The sequence below is a fragment of the Bacillus cereus group sp. BfR-BA-01330 genome, assembly GCF_022663885.1.
Taxonomy (GTDB): domain Bacteria; phylum Bacillota; class Bacilli; order Bacillales; family Bacillaceae_G; genus Bacillus_A; species Bacillus_A cereus.
Genome location: NZ_JAKUGK010000009.1, coordinates 158,665 through 180,068 on the forward strand (window position 1 = coordinate 158,665; position 21,404 = coordinate 180,068).

The following is a 21,404-nucleotide window of genomic DNA, read 5'->3' on the forward strand; positions in this document are numbered from 1 at the left end:
CTATATAGCTTATTTTAGCTTATACGGACAAGCTTGGAAATATTCACATTCTAAATAATCAGAATTTTTATAACTATGATGAAATATTTACCTTTCCATCATATAATTAGAAATAAATATAATATTTTACAATGAAAGGAGCTCTCATGAATTTATTTGAAAAAATACTTCTATATATTCTTAGTTTTATATTTTCCCCAATCGGAATTATCACATGGATTATCTCACTATTTAGTAAAGATCCTGAAAAAAAACAAGTTGGACGTATTTGTCTCTATATCGCATTAATCTCATTTATCCTTTGGGCAGGCCTCGGCATTATTACTTTTTTCACGATGACTACCATTACTACTATAGAATAGTTATAGAAAGGATGATTATTTTGGGAGAACACCCTATCACCAAAGAGCTACGCTATATACGAATATGCTTAGTTATTTTAGTAATCGTTCTTTTATTTTTCAACAGTGAAAAAGTCGTTGAAATTTCTACAAATCATGATTCCATAGAAAATGTTCCCACCAGTAATATGACACAAATTGCGGAAAATACATTCGCTATTCAAGAATATAATCCATTACTAAGTAGCGAACATACAATTAAGATTTTCAAATATAATCCAGATACAAATCAACTTACTCTCGTCAAAGAAGTTAATTCTAGTGATTCGAATTCTTATACTTATCAACTAAATGAGAACGAATAAAGTGAAACTTTAATCAGCCCTCACCAATCGGGCTGCCCGGCAAATAGCGGAATAAAGATAAGGGCATTACATATCTCTTATCTTTTTGTTTGCAACTCTTTGTACAATGAGTTGCAATTTAATAATTCTCTAGGATTCCCACATTCCACAATAGTCCCATTCTTTATGACAACAACACAATCTGCTATCATCGCTCTCTCTACATCATGTGTTGCCACAATTCTCGTTACATTTCTCCCTATCCCTTCAATTATATTCCAAACCAGTTCTTGATTGCCTGGATCTAACCCAGCCGTCGGTTCATCTAAAATAATAAGAGTTGGATTTGATACAATCGCTCGCAATAATGCGAGACGTTTTCTTTCGCCTCCTGAAAGCTCTTCACCGCTTTTATGTAGCACAGTTTGACTCCCTTCAGGTAACCCTCTAATAATCGGCGTTACATTTATAAGTTCACTATTTTTTTCTAACTGATTTTCTAAACACTCTTCCCCGAAATACATATTCTCTGTTACCGTCGTTCGGAAAAAACGTGGTTCTTGCCAAACTGTAGTCATACGAGCTTCATTACCATAATAAGCAATGCTACCGTTAGATGGTTTATACAAGCCCGTTATTAACTTTAAAAGCGTTGTTTTTCCTGCACCGCTTTCTCCCACAATAATAACGAGTTCACCAGGACGAATTTGCAAATCAATATTACGAATTCTGCATTTCTCTTCGTCATTCTCCTGAAATGAAACATTTGTTATCCTGATACCCATCGCTCTTTCTACATTGTTATCTGCTGCTCGTTTATTTAAAAAGCAAAAAGTTCTATTTGCCGAAGCGACTGCAACTTGTGTCATTATTAATAAATCGCCCACATAACGGACAGGGAAAAAGAGCATCTCAATTGTCGCTAACACTGCAATGAGTGAACCAACTTCTATTTCTCCCCTCATTATTTTTTGTGCACCTATAATGAGAACAAGGATATATGCTCCTGTTTCAATCACCGTTCCAACTACTCCAATACAATGTTGCATCATCGTCTTCTTTACTTCCGATTTATACGATTGTGCCGTTACTCTTTTAAATAAGCGAATTGCCCATTTTTCTTTTTGTAAACTCCGCAAATCTTGTATCCCCTTTACAAACTGTGACACCATCTCTACAACACTTGAGTGATTTTTTTGAGCAACGCTTGCAATATCTCTTACCTTTTCTCCCATCAGTATTGGAACAATTGTACTTAAAAATAAAAACGGAGTTACCCACAATATAAACTGTATATCTATATGTTGTAGTGCTATGAAAGCTCCAATAAATTGGGCAATAGCGTGTATATATTCTATTAATATAGAGCCATATAATCTGACCCAGTTCGGAATATCAGACACGACCAAAGTTTCTAACTCTCCTTGCTTAATCTTCTCACTCTCTTCAAACGGTAATGAGAAATAGTGACGCAATAATTCTATACGTTTCGTTTGTAATATACGTTGACTCGCTTTTGAACTTATATAATCAAATAAAAGATTGTTCGCCCACATTAAAAAGCGACTACCCGCAAACAAAGCTATATATAAATACGCACCTTTTAGCTCTCTTTGAATAAGATTGTCTACAATTAATCCCATGAAAATTGGGCGTGATAAATTTAAAATGGCAGCAATTATCCCACTACATACAGCTGCTATTACTAATATTTTCTCTTGTCGTAACGGCAACAATATTCTTTTATACTCTGTCATGACGTTTCCTCCATTTTTATAGTAAAAAGAAAGGGATGAAACCAAATGGTTTCATCCCTTTCCATAAAATAAGGAAGCTAACTATTGTTAGCTTCCTTATTGTTCATTTCAATTATTTAGTTCGACACTTTTGATTCTTCAATTTTCTCACGAAGAACCATTTGCAGAATACCACCGTGACGGTAGTAATCAATTTCAACTTCACTATCGAAACGAGCTACTACTTCAAATTGTTTTTCGTTGCCATCTAAATCAGTTGCAACTACTTTTACAAGATCACGTGGTCTAACTGATTTGTCGATTTGAATTTCAAATGACTCGTTACCAACAAGACCTAACGTTTCAGCACTTTCGCCATCTTTAAATTGAAGTGGTAATACACCCATTAACACTAAGTTACTGCGGTGAATACGTTCGAAGCTTTCTGCGATTACTGCTTTAATACCTAATAAGTTAGTACCTTTCGCAGCCCAGTCACGAGAACTTCCCATACCATAATCTTTACCAGCAACAACTAGAAGACCTGTGCCATCTTCTTTATATTTCATAGCAGCATCATAGATTGATGTTACTTCACCAGTCGGCCAGTATGTTGTATATCCGCCTTCTGTTCCTGGTGCAATTTGGTTTTTAATACGGATGTTCGCGAATGTACCACGCATCATAACTTCATGGTTACCACGACGAGAACCGTAAGAGTTAAAGTCAACTGGTTGTACGCCGTTTTCTAATAAGTAGCGTCCAGCTGGTGTGTGCTTACCGATTGAACCTGCTGGTGAAATGTGGTCTGTCGTTACAGAGTCACCAAATTTACCAACTACGCGTAAGCCTGATAACGTTTCAACTTCACCTGGTTCTTTAGATAAACCTTCAAAGAATGGTGGGTTTTGAATGTATGTTGAATCATTATCCCAAGTATATAAAGCTTCGTTTGAAGTTTGGATTTCATTCCAACGCTCATTGCTGTTAAATACTTGTGCATATTCTTTCTTGAACAGTTCAGATGTAACAACGCTTTGAACTACATCTTCAATTTCTTTAGCTGATGGCCAAATATCGTTGAAGTAAACAGCATTGCCATTTGCATCTTTACCGATTTCATCATTTTTCAGGTCAATATCAACAGTACCTGCAAGTGCATATGCCACAACAAGTGGTGGTGATGCTAAGTAGTTTGCTTTTACAAGTGGATGAATACGACCTTCAAAGTTACGGTTACCAGATAAAACAGATGTTACTAGTAAGTCGTTTGCTGCGATTGCTTCTTCTAATTCTGGCGCTAATGGACCAGAGTTACCGATACAAGTCGTACAGCCGTAACCAACTGTTTGGAAACCTAATTGATCTAAATATGTTGTTAAACCAGACTTATCTAAGTACTCTGTAACAACTTTAGATCCTGGTGCTAATGATGTTTTTACATACTCAGGTACTACAAGTCCTTTTTCAATTGCTTTCTTCGCAACTAGACCTGCTCCAATTAATACGTATGGGTTTGATGTATTTGTACAGCTTGTAATTGCTGCGATTGCAATTGCACCTGTTTTCATCGTTACTTCTTTATCTTCTAATGTAACCTTCACTTCTTTATCGAACTCTTGCTCATTAAATCCAAGTCCTTGTGTTCCAACTGGTGCTACAACAGCTTTGTGGAACGCATCTTTCATATCTGAAAGTGGAATTAAATCTTGTGGGCGTTTCGGTCCAGAAAGGTTAGATTCAATTGTATTTAAATCAATTTCAACAAGATCAGTATAGATTGGATCTTTACTGTCTGCTGTATAGAATAAACCGTTCGCTTTACAGTATTCTTCAACAACGCGAATTTGTTCTTCATCTCTACCTGTTAAACGTAAGTATTCTAATGAAATATCATCGATTGGGAAGAATCCACAAGTTGCGCCGTATTCTGGTGCCATATTTGAAATTGTTGCACGGTCAGCTAAAGGCATGCTCTTTAGTCCATTACCGAAGAACTCAACAAATTTACCAACTACACCTTTTTGACGTAATACTTGTGTTACTTTTAATGCAACGTCTGTCGCTGTAGTACCACTTGGAAGTGTACCAGTTAATTTCACACCGATTACTTCAGGTACCGGGAAGTATGAAGGCTGTCCAAGCATTCCTGCTTCTGCTTCAATACCACCAACGCCCCATCCAAGAACGCCGATACCGTTAATCATTGTTGTATGTGAGTCTGTTCCAACTAATGAATCTGGGTATGCAACTAAGTCACCTTCAGCATTTTTCACAGCATGAACAACTGGTGCTAAATATTCAAGGTTTACTTGGTGTACAATACCTGTAGCTGGTGGAACCGCACGGTAGTTATCAAATGATTTTTGTGCCCAGCTTAAAAATTTATAACGTTCTTCATTACGTTTAAACTCTAAGTCCATGTTGAATGCAAGCGCGTCTGCCGTACCCGCTCTATCAACCTGTACAGAGTGGTCAATTACAAGGTCTACAGTAATTTCAGGATTAATTTTGTCAGGATCTCCGCCCATGTCTGCCATTGCTTTACGAAGCGAAGCCAAATCAACAACAGCTGGAACACCAGTGAAATCTTGTAAAATTACACGAGATGGTTTAAATGGAACATCGATATCTTGCACATCTTTCGTTCCCCATTTCGCTAAATTTGTAACATGCTCTTCTGTGATTACACGTCCGTCTACTTGACGAAGTACTGATTCAAGTAAAACTTTCACGGAATATGGTAATTGAGATACGTTGCCAACCCCTGCATTTTCAAGCGCTTTCAAATCATAATAATGATACGTTTTTCCATCTACTTCAAAAGTTGCACGTGATTGAAATGGATTATGTTTGACCATTATGTTTCCCCCCTGTTAAACGTGACTAAGTTGTCTGAATATAAAATGTAGACAAACTTTTCAATACCTTACGATAATATCTTATTACAACTTTCTAAATAAGTAAATAATAAGAAACTTATAGATTATCATAAGTTTTCTTTATGTTTCTAAATTTGAATAGCTTTCATACTCCTTATGAATACTATTATCATAAAGTAAAGTGCTCTATCAGCGGTTTACTTACAGTTCATACATACTATGAACTGCTCATCATTCAACATACAAAAAATGTTATAGAGGTGAAATAAAATGGGTAAAAGAAAAGCAAATCATACTATTTCAGGAATGAATGCTGCATCTGCACAAGGACAAGGAACTGGTTACAATGAAGAATTTGCAAACGAGCCTTTAACTCCAGCAGAGCGACAAAATAATAAGAAACGTAAAAAGAACCAGTAAAGAAAAATCCCAAAAGGTCTATTTTCCTTTTGGGATTTTTTCTAATGTTTATAACGTAGTAATTCCGAAACCGTTACAAATCGATAGCCCTGCTTTTTCAGCTCAGGTAAAATTTTTGCTAGTGCCGCTACCGTTTGACTACGATCATTTCCTCCATCATGTAACAATACAATATCGCCACTTTTAGCATTTTTCACTACATGATTTACAATGGATTCAACCCCTGGATTTGCCCAATCACGTGGATCTTGATGCCACGACCATAGAACAGTTTGATAACCAGCTTCTTTCGCTGTTTTAAATACAGCGTCGTTAATATATCCGCCAGGAGGACGGAATAACAAAGGTTCTTTCACCCATTTTTCAAAAAATTTCTTTCCATCTAAAATATCATTTTCTAATTTTTCATCTGATGAATTACTCGCATACAAATGATTCATCGTATGATTTCCAATTTCATGTCCCTCTTTTAACACTTGTTTCACTAAATATGGATTGCGCTGAACTCGAAATCCAATCATAAAAAATGTCGCTTCAGCCTTATATTGACGTAATAAATCTAAAACTTGTGGTGTATACGTTGGATCTGGTCCATCATCAAATGTAATTGCAATAATTTTTTCATTATTAGGTACTTCCCATGTTACATAACCAGTTGGTTCTAACTCTTTTCTGAGCAACATTTTCGCTTCCACTTTTTCCACTTGAAATATATGTACTGCACATAGCAAAGAAAAAACTAATAGAAAAATTTTCTGTTTTAGCATAACGTTTACTAAAGCAGCAAGGTTGTCGAATAAACAACAACCTCATTTACTTTTCTAATCGATCTACATTTCGCATTATATTTTGGAGATTATTTTCATATTGCTCAAGTTGTGGACGTTGTGTTTCTGAAGCTACCTCTAGTGCATTTTGAATTTGTTCATATGCTTCCTGAACCTCTTGGCGTAATTCTTTTAAATCATGACCGTAGTTTGGATCATTTTTCACAATGTTGTTAAATGCATTTTCTGCTTGTGTAACGCCTTGCTGCGCTGCTTGAAACGCTTGTTGTTTATCTTTATGATATGGCATTATATAATCCCCTTTCTGTAATAGTTAGTCCCAATTATCTTTACCTTTTTTTCTAAAAACATTCTCGTATAAATTTGCAAACTTCTCTCATTCTAAAGAGGAAGAGGAGGTGTCACATACAATGGGAAAAAACAATCGTGAAGCGAAAGAAAAAAAAGGACAACCTGAACCATTAAGCGGATCTCATAAAGTAAAAAACCGTAACCATTCACGCCAAAAACATCATGCGCATCATGATATGTAAAACAAAAAGTGCACACTAGCTATCTTTTCCACATACAATGTTTATATTTTTCCATTTATTCTTCACCCCTACTTCATTCATGCATAACATAGTATGAATTGAGATTTTACGGAGGGTGTCTTACATGGGCAAGAAAAAGAAGGATTGTCTTTTTCATGTTGATGGTTTCGAAGAATGGATGGATCAATTTTGTTCTGACTCTTGTAGTAACTTTAGTTTCCCAAATCAAATTCATATTGACCTTTGCGAAACGGAACAAGAATACATTTTGGAAACAGATGTACCAAATGTAACTGAACAAAATGTAGTCATTAAAAAGATGAAGACAGGCCTAACCATTTGCATACTTCATAATAATATTTCTTTACAGCGGATCATTCCTTTACCCGATAATATTATTTATAAGAAGATGCTAGCCTGCTTAGAAAATGGATATTTAGCCATTCATATTTCCAAAAATGAAGTTGCTGATAAGCATGAAAAGAAAGTTCTTTTTTCAAATTAAGAGTTAATATAATACGCACTAAGCCCCAGTTGGTTACTGGGGCTTATGTTATTTCGCATGCATTTCTATATTAGAATTTCTATCATATCTTTTTTTCGATAAACCTTTTGTAACTAAAAGCACAGGAAATGCCACAGTTGAAAATATAGCTAGTGCTGAAAATATTGCAAACCCATTTTGGTACCCGTAGTAATCGAGAAGTACTCCTCCAAACCACGGACCTATTACTGCTCCAATTCCCGAGAAACCCATCGCACCGAAGTATGTTCCTTTTAGATGCGCAACAGCAATATCATCAATAAATACATCCGTCATTGAAAACATTAAGACTTCTCCAATTGTAAAAATAATTGTACAGACGGCAGCACCTAGCATAGATTCTACTACTCCAAATCCAAACAATCCTCCGCTCACAAATAAAGTTCCAACCATAATGGATGCTAATGGTGTGTATTTTTTGCACATTTGAATAACAGGGTATTGGATTATCACTACAACAATTGCATTTAAAGCGAGCATATATGAGAATAGCTTCACTCCATCCTCAAATATATGTGCATTTGCAAAATATTGAGATACTGTCGTCGTTAAATGTGAAAAACCGCAATTACTCAAAATAATACCGACTAAAGCAACTAAAAATACTATATCTTTTCGCAATATACGCATTGCATTTAACATTGTAACAGGTTTTTCTGTACTCACTTTCTTTTTTTCCATTGGATACTTCTTAAATTGGAACGCTAATATAGCTGTATATAGAATATATACCCCAGCTGCTACTAAAAAAGGAATTGTTGATTTTGCACTTCCAATCTGTAATCCAACAATTGGTCCAATAGCAACTCCAACATTTATTGCACCGTATCGTAAGTTATAGACGAGTAACCGATACTCAGGCTTTGTTAAATCTGATAATAATGCTCTTGATGTTGGCTCAAAAAACGACCTACATAATCCATTTAAAGCGTTTAATAAAAAGAAACTTAAAACATGATCCGCAAGTGAAAAACCTATAAACACAAAAATCCAAACGATCATGGACCAGAGCATAATCGTTTTCCGGCCAAATCGATCTGATAAATTCCCTCCGATAAAACTAGCAAAAACACCAACAAGTGCACTCGTTCCGATAATAGCACCAGTCATTCCAGCTGATACACCTTTAACAGTCGTTAAATAAATCGCTAAAAAAGGGATACTCATTGAAGTTGCAAACCTAGCAAACAATGTCCCTAAAATAATACTCATTCCAAGCGGATGAATATGCTGTAACTTCCCCTTCATCGTTAAACCTACTCTCTCTATTTTCACAAAAAAAAGAAAGCAAAGGATCTGCTTTCTTTTCCTTTTTCTATACTTGAGCTGTTGATACCCGAGTTGTTCTCGTTATGTCCATATCAATTCCATATGTGAACTGTAATTCTTTACACACATCTTTAATTAAGATTGCGACATTATACTTTTCATTAAATTGTAAAACTATGTTTTCTACTTCTTCATATGTATACTTATATTCCCCTGTAATGACACTTTTTAGATCAAAGCATTCGTTAATACAAAGTTGTACAAGTAGCTGGTCATATTTCTCTATTACATCTTCTTTCTTCCAAAGTAACTCTTTTACATATAACCGATCAAACTTCACACTTTCTCGATTACAATCCGTTAAAATCCGGGTCATTTCATTTAATTCTCGATATAATTCAGAAATATTTCTGCTTAAACTAAGCAGTTTATCTACGCCGTTTTCATATAACATATTCATTCCACCCCCGCATTTTCTTTTTCTTATTATAGCAAGAAAATTCTAAAAATAGTTTCTTTCTTCTGAAATATTAGGAAACTAATTTCAATTGCTTTACAATGAAACTAGTTAATGCGAGAGGAGAAAGAAAATTGGAGCACAAATTATATTACACTGACGCTTATAAGCAAGACTTTACTACTAAAATTATAAAGCAAGATTATGATAAAGACGGTAACTTATACGTTGTTTTGAATGAAACAGCATTTTATCCGACAGGTGGCGGACAACCATATGATACTGGTACATTAAATGATATCAATGTAATCAATGTAGAAGAGATAAACGGAGAAATTCGTCATTACATTGCAGAACAATTACATACAGAAGACGTAGAAGGTAAAATCAATTGGGAGCGCCGTTTTGATCATATGCAGCAACATGCGGCTCAGCACATTTTATCTGCTGCCTTTTGGGACCATTTTAACATGCCTACAATTGGATTCCATCTTGGTAAAGAAACAGTAACAATTGATTTAGAAACAGAAAATCTTCATGCAGAAACGGTTGAAAAAGCAATACAAATTGCAAACAAAATTGTTTTTGAAAACCATCCAATCCGCATCCAGTGGATGAACTTAGAAGAAGCGAAAACGTTGCCCCTTCGTAAAGAACCGACTATGACAGAAAATATACGCGTTGTTATGATCGAAAACTTTGATTATAACGGCTGTGGCGGAACACACCCGAAACGTACTGGTGAAGTAGGTCCTATTCAAGTTCTTAGCTGGGAACGCAATAAAGGTGGCATACGACTAACGTTTATCGCTGGCTGGCGCACACTTAAATTAATAGGGCAGCAACAACAAATTATGAAGAATGTTTCCAAACAATTAAACAGTAGCGAAACTGATATTCCAACAAAAGTGGCGCAACTGCTTACTTCTCAAAAAGAAAACGAAAAAGCAATACAAACAATGAATGAAAAATTATTATTTGCAGAGGCAAATGAACTACTTCAACACCCTACGGAAATACATGCCGGCATACTTATTTCTAAAGTATTTACAAATCGTTCTATGCAAGAAATCGCAAAGCTTTCCGCTATTATTACAGAACAACAAGAGCATGCAATTACGTATTTCGTCATCGAAAATGATGACAAACTACAATGTATTCTCGCTTGCGGAAAATCAGTATCACTCGATATGAATGCTCTTTTAAAAGACGCTCTTCCTACAATCGAAGGAAAAGGTGGCGGAAATAAGAAGAGTGCTCGCGGTGGCGGGAAAGCAATTATGAGCGGAGATGAATTTTTAAATCAGCTTGTTTCTTCTTTACAGTCAGCAGTTTAAAACATGTTATGAAGGATAGCGAACGGCTATCCTTCCCCTATATTTACAGACCTATATTTTGTTTCAAACCTTGATAACTCCCTGCATTTACAAAACCTTCACTTATAAGATTGATAAAAGTTTCCGAAAAACCATAATGACTTAAATCTTTAATCGGCACCATTTGCACATCATGAATTGGATTATGATCAAACTCGTTAGAAGGTAGCATAATTTCACCTTCAATCCTTTTAAGCAAAAACGTTATATGTAATAAAGACGGGCGAGCATCTGGTTTATCACAAACATAGAGTAGCTTCTGAATGTTAACTTCTAACCCTGTCTCTTCTCTCATTTCTCGAATCATTGCTTCCTCTAACGTTTCGCCATTCTCTGCTCTTCCTCCAGGTAAAGACCAATTTCGATTAGCCACTTTTTGCTTTACTAGCAATACCTTTTCATCTTCAATTAAAATTCCTGTAACACGAACTTGCATTACATTTTCCATATGCAATCTCCTCTTCCCATTATATTTACAAATTAACCCTTCCATAAAAAGAACATATGTTTTATAATTAAAGAAAATTATGGAAGAAAGTAGTTGTTACATTCATGCGTCCACCTTTAACAAAGTCTATATCACTTGAAGATTTCCAAAACTATTATTGGTTAAAAGCAGAACTCCAAACATTTTGTCGTGAGAATGAGTTGCCAGCTAGTGGCTCTAAGATCGAAATAACCGAGCGTATCTCACATTATTTAACTACTGGTAAAATATTAAAAAACAGCTCTGTTCAAAAGGTGAGTAAAGCTTCCCTATCCTATAAAGACCTTTCTCTTCAAACGATTATTACTAACAATCACCGCTGTAGCGAAGATGTTCGTGCTTTTTTCAAAGAAAAAATCGGAACAAACTTTCGCTTTACAGTAGCTCTTCAAAAATTTTTCAAAGAGAATGTTGGAAAAACATATGAAGACGCGATAGCTTTTTGGCATGAAGAAAACGAACGAAAAAAAGACCCTACATACAAAACAACTATCGGTACACAATTTGAATACAATCGCTTTACTCGTGACTTTTTCGAAGATCCAAATAATAAAGGGAAAGCAAAAGCTGATGCGATTGCTGCTTGGAACGAAATGAAAGCGAAGCCTGGTAGCAATATTTATGTTCCTCAAAAAGTAGAAAACTAATTACCTCGCTAGTCTTCTACTTTCTCAAATAATAGCGCAATCCCTATCCCGCCTCCAATTCCTAATGTAGCAATTCCATATTTCATAGACTCTCTTTGTGCCTGATAAAACAAACGTGTTACAAGCATAGCACCAGATGCACCGTACGGATGACCGAGCGCAATTGCTCCACCATTTACATTTACTTTTTCGTACGGAATTTGTAACTCTTTTGCGCAAGCAACAACTTTTGAGGCGAATGCTTCATTTATTTCAAAATAATCGATGTCCTCTACTTTTACATTCATTTCGTTTAATAATTTGTTCACCGCAAATATCGGACCAGTCCCTGGAAGCTTGGGATCCACTCCCACTACAGCACTACGAACGAAACGAAGTACAGGCTTGTATCCTAATTTTCGGGCTTGCCCCTCTTCCATTACAAGAACGGCACATGCTCCATCATTTACACCACATGAATTCCCCGCCGTTACTGTACCATTTTGTAAAAATGCAGGTTTTGTTCTTTTAATCATTCGTTCATAATTCATTTCTAGCTTTATAGATTCATCTAATACTCCATTAAAAGACAATATTTCATCATATATAAATCCTTTTTCTAATGCTTGCAGTGTTCGTCTGTAACTGAGGCAAGCATACTCGTCTTGCATTTCTCTCGTGATGTTATAACGTTCTGCAACATATTCAGCCGCTACTCCCATGTCAGGATCACCAATTGTTTCAGGTGAAAATCGTGCTCTTTTTTGAAAAGGTGACGTACTTGTACTCTCTACTCCCCCGGCGATATAACACTTACCTGCCCCGCCTTGAATGAGATAACACGCAGTTCGAATTGCTTCTAAACCAGCACCACATTGCCGATCAATCGTTACACCAGGAATATGATAGCCAAGTCCCGCCTCTAAAGCAGATAGTCTCGCAACATTCCCTCCTGGCCCAACAACATTACCTAATATGACATCATCTATTTCCCTCTCAATCCCTTTACTTAAAAACGTAAGAAGCGGCGTTGTTAATTGCTGAACTTCATACTCTTTTAACATCCCATTCTTCTTACCAATAGGTGTTCTTTTCGCCTCTACAATGACTGCTCTATTCATATATTTTCTCCCGGTTTTCAATCATACTTTTTGCTTCCATACGAGCGATTTTCCCACTATTTGTATAAGGTATTCCATCTACAAAATGCCATTCTTTCGGTATTTTAAAAGAGGATAATCTCTGTAAGCAAAAACTCTTTAATTGTTGTTTCGTAGCACTTCCTTTTACGATCGCGACGGGCTTTTCACCCCAGTAACTATCTTTCACACCAATTACAACTATTTCATCAACAGCTGGGTGTTCATGTAATACACTTTCTATTTCTTCTGGATAAATATTGATTCCTCCAAATAAAATCATATTCTTCTCTCTACCAACAATATATATAAAGCCTTCTTCATCTTCATAGCCTACATCTCGCACTGTCATCCAACCTTCTGCATTCAACTCCCGTGTTAAAACCCCATCTATTATGTATCCCATAAAAAACTGATCACTTTTCACATAAACAGTTCCTATTTCACCTTTTTGTACTTCTTCGCCTGCTTCATTACATATTCGAACTTGCACATTATGACAAGGTTTTCCTACTGAATTTGGCCTTCTTTCGCTTTCTGCATCGACTAGTGCTGTTACAAAACTTAACTCTGATGCACCATAAAATTCATATCTTTTCGCATAAGGAAATATATTCTTTATTTTTTCTTTCGCTTCAGCTTCCCATTTCGCTCCTGACGAAATAATTTTCACTTTATTTTCTATTAATCTACTTTCTTTATATAAAGATTCAAGCATTGTCGGAACTGTATACATAACTGATATATTTTCAGTTTCTAACTTATCTAATACTTGATTTGGAAAGAACTTTCTCATAATGTGCACTGTTTGTCCTACATATAATGCACTTATTGCCCCGTATAAGAAAAGAGAATGAACGAGCGTCCCAGCTATTAAAATTGAATCCTCCCTTTTCATATGAAAGTCATGTACATTACAATCAAAACTATGAACCCACGATTGCTGTGCACGTAAAAATGCTTTTGCTGTTCCTGTTGATCCTGATGTAAATCCCATATAAAAAGGAGCATGTTGTACACTTTCTACAGTGGAATATGTAGGAAGATATTTCTCTATCATTCTTTTCCACTCATCAATTTCAATTACTCTTCCTTCTTCATCCAATAGATCATTCACCTTATATCGTTCTGTCACAATCATATCCGGATTACTAATTTCAATTCTTTCTCTGAGCTCATCTTGTTTCCACTTTATATCTAACGGAACACAAACCCACCCGGCCATAGCGGCACCAGAAAATAGTTGTAAAAACTCTATATGATTTTCTAATAGGATTGCTATCGTTTTATTCTTCGATTTTTTTTCATTTAACCAGCTTGCTACTTTACAAACTGATTCAAACCACTCTTTATATGTTAAAACTCTATCATTTTCCTTTATCGCTATTTTATTTGGTTGTAAAGAGGCATGCTTTTTATATTCTTTTGTAATCCCCATATGAGACGTCCTTTCTTTACAATAATAATAAAAAGAAACACGCAATTAACGTGTTTCTTCCCTTTATCATCCCGCATTTGTATATTTTCCATTCTTTAAAGCGGGCGTAATAATATGTTTCAATGAACGATGTAATTTTGTTACGAGAACTGCCGCAATAATTGCTTTTATACAATCCCCTGGTAAAAACACAGCACTCACTTTCATTGTCTCCCATACAGAAACATCCATTAAGAACGCTTGTACAGTAATACCAAATACATAAACTACGAAAATACCACCAATTATATTAATACATAATACTTTTATAATAGAAACTTCACGTAAACGCTCAATTAAATAACCAATAACAAACGCCCCAATGATGTAACCAAGTAAATATCCTGCACTTGGTCCAACAAATACACCAAGGCCACCGCGTCCACCAGCAAGCAATGGTGCTCCAACTCCTACAATAAGTAAGAAAATAAGCTGACTTAACGCACCTAGACGTGATCCTAACAACCCACCCGCAAGCATAACACCGAGTGATTGCAATGTAATTGGAACTGGTGTAATAGAAAGAGCAATCGGAGGTATTAACCCTAACACTCCCATAATAGAACTAAATAAAGCGACAAAAACTAAGTTTTTTGTATTCATATTTGCTTCTCCTATTTGTAAACTTAAAATTTATTTTAGGTAACATATCACAAAAATCATATTATCTTTCCATTCTTCTTTTGTCAACCATTAATGTATTAGAGTTTACAAATAGAAGTTCACTTATTTCTCTCTATGCAAATGCTCCAGTTCTTTCCGAAGCGCCTGTTTTAAAAACTTCCCAACAGATGTTTTCGGTATTTCTTCCATAAAGACAATATCGTCTGGCAACCACCACTTCGCAAACTGTGGTTTTAAAAACTCATATATTTCTTCTTTTGTAACCGTACTATTTTTCTTTTGAACAACGCAGGCAATTGGTCGCTCTTGCCACTGAGGGTGAGGAACTGCAACGACAGCCGCTTCAAATATAGCATCATGTGCCATTAAAGCATTTTCAAGATCGACCGAAGAAATCCATTCTCCCCCGCTTTTAATAACATCCTTCGTACGGTCAACAATTTTCACGCAACCTTCCTCATCCACTGTGACAACATCACCAGTATATAACCATCCATCGCGAAACCCTTCGACAGTACGATCATCGTTATAATAGCTTTCAGCGATCCAAGGTGCTCGTAAACATAGTTCTCCCATCTCCGTACCGTCCCACTTCACTTCACCATTTGTACCGACTACTTTCATCTCTACACCAGGGACAAGATACCCTTGCTTTGATCTAATTTCTAATTGCTCTTCATACGATAATTCTGTTTCATAACTTTTTAAACGTGCAAGTGTTACGAGTGGGCTTGTTTCGGTCATACCATATGCATGGATGAAAGGAACATTGTGTTTCTGTTCAAATGCTTTAATAACACTTTTCGGTGCGGCTGCACCACCACATAGTATTCTCGTCATACTAGATAAATCATAACTATTATTTTCTAACTCTTGTAATACACCGAGCCAAATTGTCGGCACACCGGCAGCTAACGTCACTTTTTCAGATTGGATCATTTCTAATAAAATTTTCGGCGTAAACATCGGTCCTGGAAGAACTTGTTTTGATCCAAACCAAGTAGCAGCGAAAGGAAGTCCCCAAGCATTCACATGGAACATCGGTACAATTGCCATCGCCGCGTCACTTTCCGATAAAGCAGCTGTATCCGCTAAACCGAGTGCCATGCAATGCAGTACAGTACTACGATGCGTATATACAACACCTTTCGGATTTCCTGTAGTCGCTGACGTATAACACATACCAGCAGGTGTATTTTCATCAATATCTTTTACAAATTGGAAAGTTGGATCGCCTTCTTCTAATAGCTTTTCATAATGATATACAGGCTTCAGCGTAGTATTTGGGAGTTCATCTTTATCAGTCATAATAATGTAAGCTTGTACAGTTGATAATTGTGATTGAATATTTTCAACAAGCGGTATGAGATCTTCATCTATAAGTAGAATTCGGTCTTCTGCGTGCTGAATAATGTATGAAATATGTTGAGGAGATAAACGAATGTTAATTGTGTGCAAAACAGAAGCAATACCTGGAATAGCAAAATACGCTTCCACATGCCGATGATGGTTCCACGCTAATGTTCCTACACGTTCACCTTCTTTAATTCCAAGCTTTTTCAACGCACTGGAAAGTCTTCTCGTCCTTTCCCCTAACTGCTTATACGTTAACGTTGTAACTGTATCATGCGTCCGTGAAACAATTTCTTTCTTCGAAAACAGTTTCTCTGCTCTTTCCATCATAGAACTAATTGTTAGCGGTACATTCATCATCATATTGGTTATGTCCCCCTTTAAAACGTTTTCATTTTCCGTTTATTATAACAGACTTCTACAAATGATTACGATATTTTTCTGTATTTTCTGAATTATTTCTTTGGAAATAATTCAGAACGATAAAAAACATGTTTTGAATACATTGATTCGAAACATGTTTTTTATTTTTTATAAACTATCTACCTTTTTCCTTACTTTCTTTTTCAATTTAAAAATAAAACGATTACTGTATTCCTTATTTTCTACTAAAATCCGATACGTCTCTAACACCCCTAACACACGAACAAAAAGATAAACTCCGATAGCAATAAGTACAACACAATAAGGATAATACTGTACGAGCTCTCCTGAAGTAATTCGTTTTTTCTCAAATAAAAACGGTATCGCTCCTGCGGCAATAAAACAAAATCCAACGATCACCACTACGGCATACTTCTTCTTAATAATCGCATATCTTTTGGTCAATTCTTTTAGAAAGTTTTGATCAAATAGTAGTTCTTCCTTTTTCAATACATTGTATCGACTCTCTTCTATCGTTACAGGTGCCATCATTGCTCCGATCCCAAGCACTGCAATGATAATGACAAGAAACGTAGACATTGTTGCATTTTCTTTAAATAATAAGTACGGTATTGTAGATAAAATAAGCAAGCTAAATCCTAATGCAATATATTTAGAAATTTTTTGTCCATACACTATATACCCTTCTGCCATTTCCTTACTTACATAATAACCATTTTCCTTTTCGTTACTTTGCTCAGCAGTTTCTTTTAATAAATAGTCAAGTGATACTTCAAATACATTTCCAATCATTATTAACTTTTCAGTTTCAGGAAAACCTTGACCGTTTTCCCATTTACTAACCGCTTGCCTTGTTGTGTTTAATTTCTCGGCTAATGCTTCTTGAGAAAGACCCTTTTCTTTTCTTAATTTAAAAAGCTTCTCACCAAATCCCATATGTGTGTCCCCCTTCGTTTTCTTAACTAAATTGTATGTAAACATTGCTCTTACTTCTATCTTCCTGCGGTTGCACTTTGTCAACTTACGGTTGCGATTGTGTTATATAGTGGTTTTGTATACGATTTAGCTATTATTCTTCTATGATTATGGCGTTAATAAACCACCCTCTCCTAATAACCAACTATAACAATTAAAGGTAATTATTGTTATAAAAAATCAAAAAACTCCTTTATTCATTTAAAGGAGTTTTAAATATGAAATATTCCAAGAGGAGCTGTTTTTTCTTCCTCCTACTACCTCACAATTTCTTCTATATATTTTTATGTGTCATATAACGAACTATGTACAGTATATGTTTTCATCTCTTTATCTGAGGCATACTCATATATATGTAAAATATTACTCTTATTAACTACCCTAATAAAACCACTACTCAATAATCATAACGGCTTCTGCTTAAACTTTTCATAATGTCGTACTTTTAATGAAAGGATATTTCCGCAGTCTGTACAAATATAAGCATCCACCGGTGAAGATGTGAACATCGTTTCCTTTTTCCGTATTTGTGCATATCCGACAAACTCACCTTCTCCTATCTTTTGAGAACCACAATTAGAGCATGTCTGCACGGCTTTTTGTTTCATGAGAGCACCACCTTTAATCTGTTTCTACTCCCTTCGACAGTTCAATTCCATTTCCCTTCCAAAAAACTTCTTATTCTCCTACATTACAACAGGAATCTCAAAACAAAAATCGTATATATACTATGAAATATATTTATTAACGGAGGAATTTTATGACTACTGTTATGACACTCGATATAGCAACAGAAATTGAAAATGCAGAAATTGATATGCTCTCTTCTAGATTAGAGGGACTACAAGCAATGAGTGGAAATCCAATGCAAGTGCAAATGAAAAAGTTCGGTAGTGCCACTGCCTTTTCATCAAAAATAATTGCCGGTCCTGCTTTTAATACGATAAAAGGTATTACAAATGCAGATGCGATTGATGCAATCATTTCTTATTATGAATCACTACAAATTCCTTGCCGTTTTGAAATTACACCAGCGCAAGGCACAACTGAACTATTTCAATACTTATCTCAAAAAGGTTTTTACCAATCTAGCTTCCATACTGCTTTGTATAGTATACCGAGAGAGAGTTCATCACTTCTTCCTTCTAATATTACAGTACGAAAACTGAAAGAAAATGAATTTGATATTTTTGCAGACATATATGTACGTGGATTTAATATGCCATCCTTTACAAAAGATGGTGTTCGCCAAAATAACGAAATTCTTTACAATGAACCAGGATGGCATTTTTTCATAGCAGAAATTCAAAATAGCCCTGCTGGTATTGGTGTCCTATATATAAATAAAGGTGTCGCATCATTAGCTGCTTCTGCTACTTTACCGGAATTTCAGCGTAAAGGCTGTCACACTGCATTAATCCAAAAACGAATTAAGACAGCTATTGAATCCAATTGTACTTTAATAGTTGGACAAGCAAGGTTCGGTAGTGGCAGTCAAAATAATATGGAACGTGCCCATATGAAAATTGCTTATACGAAATCAATATGGACTGCAAAAGACATATAATTTACTTTCTTTCTCCTTCCGTTACATTTTTAAACATTTTATGACAATTCCTTTTCTATCCCTTTAATCATTTGAATATTCAAACTAAATTTGTTACGCTATTACTAGATACATCATTCAACTTGCAATATGAAAAGAAAATTCTAATCAAACTACAAGGAGGAGAAATGTATGACTAAGCACGAACACGGTTTAAAAGAAAAAGTAGAAGGTGCCATTGATAAGGTAAAAGGCGAAGTAAAAGAAGTTGTCGGGAAAGTAACTGACAATAAGAAGTTACAAGCTGAAGGAAAATGGGATAAGGTGAAAGGCACTGCTAAAGATACAGTCGGTAATGTGAAAGAAAAAGTACATGAATATAAGGAACATAAATAACAAAAAACACGTTAGATGCATTTTCATCTAACGTGTTTTTTATTTTACTTTATATATAATGAACCAAATAACATACGATATTTTTTTATTTCTCTATACTCTTTGTAAGTGGTTCTTTAAAGACATTTCTATTCCATACAGCAAAAATAATAAGAGAAATAATAAAGAATAAAACAAGACATATACCCAGATAATCAAAATTAACTACCTGTATGAGATTCCAAAACGGTCCCTGTAAATTATAGCTTTCAATAAGCAAAGATAATAGTTGATACCCCCCTATTAAAAAAGCCGTTATAACAGATATTGAGGTAATTAATACATTATATGAATTTCTTATTCGACTATTTTCCATTGCCCACTTATAATTCGTATTCATGAATGTACTATCTAATGTATCCATCAATGACATTCCTGCAGCAAACAAAATGGGAAAAGCAAATATACTGACAAGTGGAATAGATTGACTTGTTGCAGTTACTGTAGAAAGAGCAATTAATCCAATTTCACTCGCTGTATCAAAACCAAGCCCAAATAAAAAACCGATCATATACAATTGCTTCTGACTATCAATAAACGTAAATAAGCGCTGCGTGAAACGGTATATAAATCCCAGGTTTTCTGGCTGTTTGTCCTCTTGACTTCGTAACACTTTAATAAGGTACAACAGATTGGTAAGACCGATAATGATAAGGAATGTACTAGAAACGATTGTACCAATAATACCGCCTATAGTTGAGAAGCTCTCCATTCCATGTTTTGCAGTTTTTCCAATTAAAGCAATTAATACAATCATCACAAATACTACCGTAGAGTGTCCTAATGAGAAGTAAAATCCCACCCCCTGTGAGTTTTTACCTTTTTCAATTAATTTCCGAACAGTATTATCAATTGCGACAATATGATCACTATCAAACGCATGACGCAATCCTAAAGAATATGCAATAATAGCCATTCCGATTATGCTATTACCTTTATACAGTGCTGGTAATAATAAGAGAATTCCAAGCACATGAAGAAATATAATAATAACAAAAAAGTTAGTTGCCTTTTTCAGTTCACTTTTCCACATAGTTACTAGCCCTTTCTACTTTAAATTGAATACTTTTGAAAAAGAAAAGTGCCATAATAAAAACTACAATCGTTATAATAGTCACTAAAATAATTACAAAATTATTTAACACGTCTGTATGATTTGTAAGTGTTAACAGAGCTGGTACTGTTGCAGTAATCCAGGATTCAACGAAGCAAACAATACCTACATAAATATGAATCTTCTTTTTCAATCCATCTTGTAGGAAAAATAAAAACCAAAGGAATGCCCAAAAGAACCAAATTATTGTACTTTGCAGACTTCCACTCTCATGTAATTGATTCACTATTCCCATAACCGTTGCAATGATAGCAACCCAAAGAGAATAGTAACCTACACCTGAAGAATCAAGTTTTAATATATTCGTAAGACCAACATATAAATAAGTAAAACCAAATAAAAAAATAGTTCCATTAGATAGGATAGTCCACTCATCGGATTGACTTCCTGTAAATAATAAATATAATGGTGTCAAAGTTTGTAATGCCCCTACAAATAAATTAAAGTATCCTACACTTTTGCTATCAATGAGTTTAAAAGCTGCTAGTGAATTCATAAATAGAACTGCACCGACAAACAATAATCCCACATTAGTCATAGTATCCCCTTCCCTT

The 21,404-nt window shown here is 35.2% G+C and carries 24 protein-coding genes; 9 read left to right on the plus strand and 15 right to left on the minus strand.

The features are described from left to right. The first annotated feature begins 146 nt into the window (after positions 1-146). Together MR112_RS24160 and MR112_RS24165 are read left to right on the plus strand one after the other, a co-directional pair. The gene (locus tag MR112_RS24160) at positions 147-362 is read left to right on the plus strand and encodes a hypothetical protein (protein ID WP_001047912.1); all 216 of its coding nucleotides are present in this window, start codon (positions 147-149) and stop codon (positions 360-362) included. Between the two features lie 11 nt (positions 363-373). Beyond that, a complete protein-coding gene (locus tag MR112_RS24165) occupies positions 374-706 on the plus strand; it encodes a YmzC family protein (RefSeq protein WP_242245516.1) in 333 nt (110 codons plus the stop codon). A gap of 77 nt (positions 707-783) precedes the next feature. Here the strand turns inward: MR112_RS24165 and MR112_RS24170 are convergent, their stop codons facing one another. Both MR112_RS24170 and acnA read right to left on the minus strand, forming a co-directional pair. Then, complete coding sequence (locus MR112_RS24170; protein WP_130055514.1) at positions 784-2,442, minus strand: ABC transporter ATP-binding protein; 1,659 nt, start codon at positions 2,440-2,442, stop codon at positions 784-786. Positions 2,443-2,558: 116 nt separating this feature from the next. Then, positions 2,559-5,282 carry an aconitate hydratase AcnA gene (gene acnA / locus MR112_RS24175; RefSeq protein WP_000238564.1) on the minus strand — a complete coding sequence of 908 codons (2,724 nt, stop codon included), beginning with the start codon at positions 5,280-5,282 and terminating at the stop codon, positions 2,559-2,561. 291 nt (positions 5,283-5,573) lie between these two features. Between acnA and sspO the strand changes: the two genes are divergently transcribed. Continuing rightward, the gene (gene sspO / locus MR112_RS24180) at positions 5,574-5,723 is read left to right on the plus strand and encodes an acid-soluble spore protein SspO (RefSeq protein ID WP_000518057.1); all 150 of its coding nucleotides are present in this window, start codon (positions 5,574-5,576) and stop codon (positions 5,721-5,723) included. 41 nt (positions 5,724-5,764) lie between these two features. Here the strand turns inward: sspO and pdaB are convergent, their stop codons facing one another. Both pdaB and MR112_RS24190 read right to left on the minus strand, forming a co-directional pair. After that, positions 5,765-6,490: a polysaccharide deacetylase family sporulation protein PdaB gene (gene pdaB, locus MR112_RS24185; RefSeq protein ID WP_061665781.1), complete on the minus strand. Its 726-nt coding sequence runs from the start codon at positions 6,488-6,490 to the stop codon at positions 5,765-5,767. A 46-nt stretch (positions 6,491-6,536) separates the two neighbouring features. Then, positions 6,537-6,800 (minus strand): hypothetical protein, encoded by a 264-nt coding sequence (locus MR112_RS24190; protein WP_001146296.1) that lies wholly within the window; start codon positions 6,798-6,800, stop codon positions 6,537-6,539. 121 nt (positions 6,801-6,921) lie between these two features. On the opposite strand from MR112_RS24190, the gene MR112_RS24195 reads away from it, so the two are divergent. Together MR112_RS24195 and MR112_RS24200 are read left to right on the plus strand one after the other, a co-directional pair. Continuing rightward, positions 6,922-7,044, plus strand: coding sequence for a small acid-soluble spore protein P (locus MR112_RS24195; RefSeq protein WP_000517649.1), 123 nt, complete (start codon positions 6,922-6,924; stop codon positions 7,042-7,044). 124 nt (positions 7,045-7,168) lie between these two features. Continuing rightward, on the plus strand, positions 7,169-7,549 hold the full coding sequence (locus tag MR112_RS24200; RefSeq protein ID WP_000516748.1) for an Hsp20/alpha crystallin family protein: 381 nt from the start codon (positions 7,169-7,171) through the stop codon (positions 7,547-7,549). A 48-nt stretch (positions 7,550-7,597) separates the two neighbouring features. Here MR112_RS24200 and MR112_RS24205 read toward each other — a convergent pair whose 3' ends face one another. Continuing rightward, positions 7,598-8,836, minus strand: a complete 1,239-nt coding sequence (locus MR112_RS24205; RefSeq protein ID WP_000676811.1) for an MDR family MFS transporter — start codon at positions 8,834-8,836, stop codon at positions 7,598-7,600. Between the two features lie 67 nt (positions 8,837-8,903). Next, positions 8,904-9,311, minus strand: a complete 408-nt coding sequence (locus tag MR112_RS24210) for a hypothetical protein (RefSeq protein ID WP_000965149.1) — start codon at positions 9,309-9,311, stop codon at positions 8,904-8,906. A gap of 137 nt (positions 9,312-9,448) precedes the next feature. Between MR112_RS24210 and MR112_RS24215 the strand changes: the two genes are divergently transcribed. Continuing rightward, positions 9,449-10,651 carry an alanyl-tRNA editing protein gene (locus MR112_RS24215; protein WP_162900596.1) on the plus strand — a complete coding sequence of 401 codons (1,203 nt, stop codon included), beginning with the start codon at positions 9,449-9,451 and terminating at the stop codon, positions 10,649-10,651. Positions 10,652-10,694: 43 nt separating this feature from the next. Here MR112_RS24215 and MR112_RS24220 read toward each other — a convergent pair whose 3' ends face one another. Next, positions 10,695-11,138 (minus strand): NUDIX hydrolase, encoded by a 444-nt coding sequence (locus MR112_RS24220; protein WP_000432568.1) that lies wholly within the window; start codon positions 11,136-11,138, stop codon positions 10,695-10,697. Positions 11,139-11,242: 104 nt separating this feature from the next. On the opposite strand from MR112_RS24220, the gene MR112_RS24225 reads away from it, so the two are divergent. Next, positions 11,243-11,824, plus strand: a complete 582-nt coding sequence (locus tag MR112_RS24225) for a DUF6434 domain-containing protein (protein ID WP_001247746.1) — start codon at positions 11,243-11,245, stop codon at positions 11,822-11,824. A gap of 8 nt (positions 11,825-11,832) precedes the next feature. On the opposite strand, the gene MR112_RS24230 is transcribed toward MR112_RS24225, so the two are convergent. The 6 genes from MR112_RS24230 to MR112_RS24255 all read right to left on the minus strand — a co-directional run bounded on the left by MR112_RS24230 (position 11,833) and on the right by MR112_RS24255 (position 18,363). Continuing rightward, positions 11,833-12,924 (minus strand): acetyl-CoA C-acyltransferase, encoded by a 1,092-nt coding sequence (locus MR112_RS24230; RefSeq protein WP_001078009.1) that lies wholly within the window; start codon positions 12,922-12,924, stop codon positions 11,833-11,835. Then, positions 12,917-14,380, minus strand: coding sequence for an acyl-CoA synthetase (locus MR112_RS24235; RefSeq protein WP_000513152.1), 1,464 nt, complete (start codon positions 14,378-14,380; stop codon positions 12,917-12,919). The genes MR112_RS24230 and MR112_RS24235 overlap by 8 nt, the downstream gene beginning before the upstream one ends. Before the next feature lie 66 nt (positions 14,381-14,446). Further along, positions 14,447-15,022 carry a biotin transporter BioY gene (locus tag MR112_RS24240; protein ID WP_001093334.1) on the minus strand — a complete coding sequence of 192 codons (576 nt, stop codon included), beginning with the start codon at positions 15,020-15,022 and terminating at the stop codon, positions 14,447-14,449. Between the two features lie 123 nt (positions 15,023-15,145). Next, positions 15,146-16,759 carry a long-chain fatty acid--CoA ligase gene (locus MR112_RS24245; RefSeq protein ID WP_063548343.1) on the minus strand — a complete coding sequence of 538 codons (1,614 nt, stop codon included), beginning with the start codon at positions 16,757-16,759 and terminating at the stop codon, positions 15,146-15,148. Between the two features lie 168 nt (positions 16,760-16,927). Next, complete coding sequence (locus MR112_RS24250; protein ID WP_305037536.1) at positions 16,928-17,716, minus strand: helix-turn-helix domain-containing protein; 789 nt, start codon at positions 17,714-17,716, stop codon at positions 16,928-16,930. 443 nt (positions 17,717-18,159) lie between these two features. Then, positions 18,160-18,363: a hypothetical protein gene (locus MR112_RS24255; RefSeq protein WP_095690379.1), complete on the minus strand. Its 204-nt coding sequence runs from the start codon at positions 18,361-18,363 to the stop codon at positions 18,160-18,162. Positions 18,364-18,515: 152 nt separating this feature from the next. On the opposite strand from MR112_RS24255, the gene MR112_RS24260 reads away from it, so the two are divergent. Together MR112_RS24260 and MR112_RS24265 are read left to right on the plus strand one after the other, a co-directional pair. After that, a complete protein-coding gene (locus tag MR112_RS24260; protein ID WP_095690378.1) occupies positions 18,516-19,322 on the plus strand; it encodes a GNAT family N-acetyltransferase in 807 nt (268 codons plus the stop codon). 171 nt (positions 19,323-19,493) lie between these two features. Next, positions 19,494-19,697, plus strand: a complete 204-nt coding sequence (locus tag MR112_RS24265) for a CsbD family protein (RefSeq protein WP_095690377.1) — start codon at positions 19,494-19,496, stop codon at positions 19,695-19,697. A gap of 85 nt (positions 19,698-19,782) precedes the next feature. On the opposite strand, the gene MR112_RS24270 is transcribed toward MR112_RS24265, so the two are convergent. Beyond that, on the minus strand, positions 19,783-20,769 hold the full coding sequence (locus tag MR112_RS24270) for a HoxN/HupN/NixA family nickel/cobalt transporter (protein WP_071731640.1): 987 nt from the start codon (positions 20,767-20,769) through the stop codon (positions 19,783-19,785). Further along, a complete protein-coding gene (locus tag MR112_RS24275) occupies positions 20,756-21,388 on the minus strand; it encodes an AmiS/UreI family transporter (protein ID WP_048655778.1) in 633 nt (210 codons plus the stop codon). Before MR112_RS24275 ends, MR112_RS24270 begins: the two co-directional genes overlap by 14 nt. Positions 21,389-21,404: the final 16 nt, after the last annotated feature.

Bases quoted from the DNA above. Each gene is read 5' to 3' on its own strand.
- MR112_RS24190 (WP_001146296.1), bottom strand. From the start codon at position 6,800: ATGCCATATCATAAAGATAAACAACAAGCGTTTCAAGCAGCGCAGCAA.
- sspO (WP_000518057.1), top strand. From the start codon at position 5,574: ATGGGTAAAAGAAAAGCAAATCATACTATTTCAGGAATGAATGCTGCA.
- MR112_RS24245 (WP_063548343.1), bottom strand. From the start codon at position 16,759: ATGATGATGAATGTACCGCTAACAATTAGTTCTATGATGGAAAGAGCA.
- MR112_RS24265 (WP_095690377.1), top strand. From the start codon at position 19,494: ATGACTAAGCACGAACACGGTTTAAAAGAAAAAGTAGAAGGTGCCATT.
- MR112_RS24270 (WP_071731640.1), bottom strand. From the start codon at position 20,769: ATGTGGAAAAGTGAACTGAAAAAGGCAACTAACTTTTTTGTTATTATT.
- MR112_RS24225 (WP_001247746.1), top strand. From the start codon at position 11,243: ATGCGTCCACCTTTAACAAAGTCTATATCACTTGAAGATTTCCAAAAC.
- MR112_RS24255 (WP_095690379.1), bottom strand. From the start codon at position 18,363: ATGAAACAAAAAGCCGTGCAGACATGCTCTAATTGTGGTTCTCAAAAG.
- MR112_RS24235 (WP_000513152.1), bottom strand. From the start codon at position 14,380: ATGGGGATTACAAAAGAATATAAAAAGCATGCCTCTTTACAACCAAAT.
- acnA (WP_000238564.1), bottom strand. From the start codon at position 5,282: ATGGTCAAACATAATCCATTTCAATCACGTGCAACTTTTGAAGTAGAT.
- MR112_RS24240 (WP_001093334.1), bottom strand. From the start codon at position 15,022: ATGAATACAAAAAACTTAGTTTTTGTCGCTTTATTTAGTTCTATTATG.
- MR112_RS24200 (WP_000516748.1), top strand. From the start codon at position 7,169: ATGGGCAAGAAAAAGAAGGATTGTCTTTTTCATGTTGATGGTTTCGAA.
- MR112_RS24205 (WP_000676811.1), bottom strand. From the start codon at position 8,836: ATGAAGGGGAAGTTACAGCATATTCATCCGCTTGGAATGAGTATTATT.
- MR112_RS24230 (WP_001078009.1), bottom strand. From the start codon at position 12,924: ATGAATAGAGCAGTCATTGTAGAGGCGAAAAGAACACCTATTGGTAAG.
- MR112_RS24170 (WP_130055514.1), bottom strand. From the start codon at position 2,442: ATGACAGAGTATAAAAGAATATTGTTGCCGTTACGACAAGAGAAAATA.
- MR112_RS24275 (WP_048655778.1), bottom strand. From the start codon at position 21,388: ATGACTAATGTGGGATTATTGTTTGTCGGTGCAGTTCTATTTATGAAT.
- MR112_RS24195 (WP_000517649.1), top strand. From the start codon at position 6,922: ATGGGAAAAAACAATCGTGAAGCGAAAGAAAAAAAAGGACAACCTGAA.
- pdaB (WP_061665781.1), bottom strand. From the start codon at position 6,490: ATGCTAAAACAGAAAATTTTTCTATTAGTTTTTTCTTTGCTATGTGCA.
- MR112_RS24260 (WP_095690378.1), top strand. From the start codon at position 18,516: ATGACTACTGTTATGACACTCGATATAGCAACAGAAATTGAAAATGCA.
- MR112_RS24160 (WP_001047912.1), top strand. From the start codon at position 147: ATGAATTTATTTGAAAAAATACTTCTATATATTCTTAGTTTTATATTT.
- MR112_RS24250 (WP_305037536.1), bottom strand. From the start codon at position 17,716: ATGGGATTTGGTGAGAAGCTTTTTAAATTAAGAAAAGAAAAGGGTCTT.
- MR112_RS24165 (WP_242245516.1), top strand. From the start codon at position 374: ATGATTATTTTGGGAGAACACCCTATCACCAAAGAGCTACGCTATATA.
- MR112_RS24220 (WP_000432568.1), bottom strand. From the start codon at position 11,138: ATGGAAAATGTAATGCAAGTTCGTGTTACAGGAATTTTAATTGAAGAT.
- MR112_RS24210 (WP_000965149.1), bottom strand. From the start codon at position 9,311: ATGTTATATGAAAACGGCGTAGATAAACTGCTTAGTTTAAGCAGAAAT.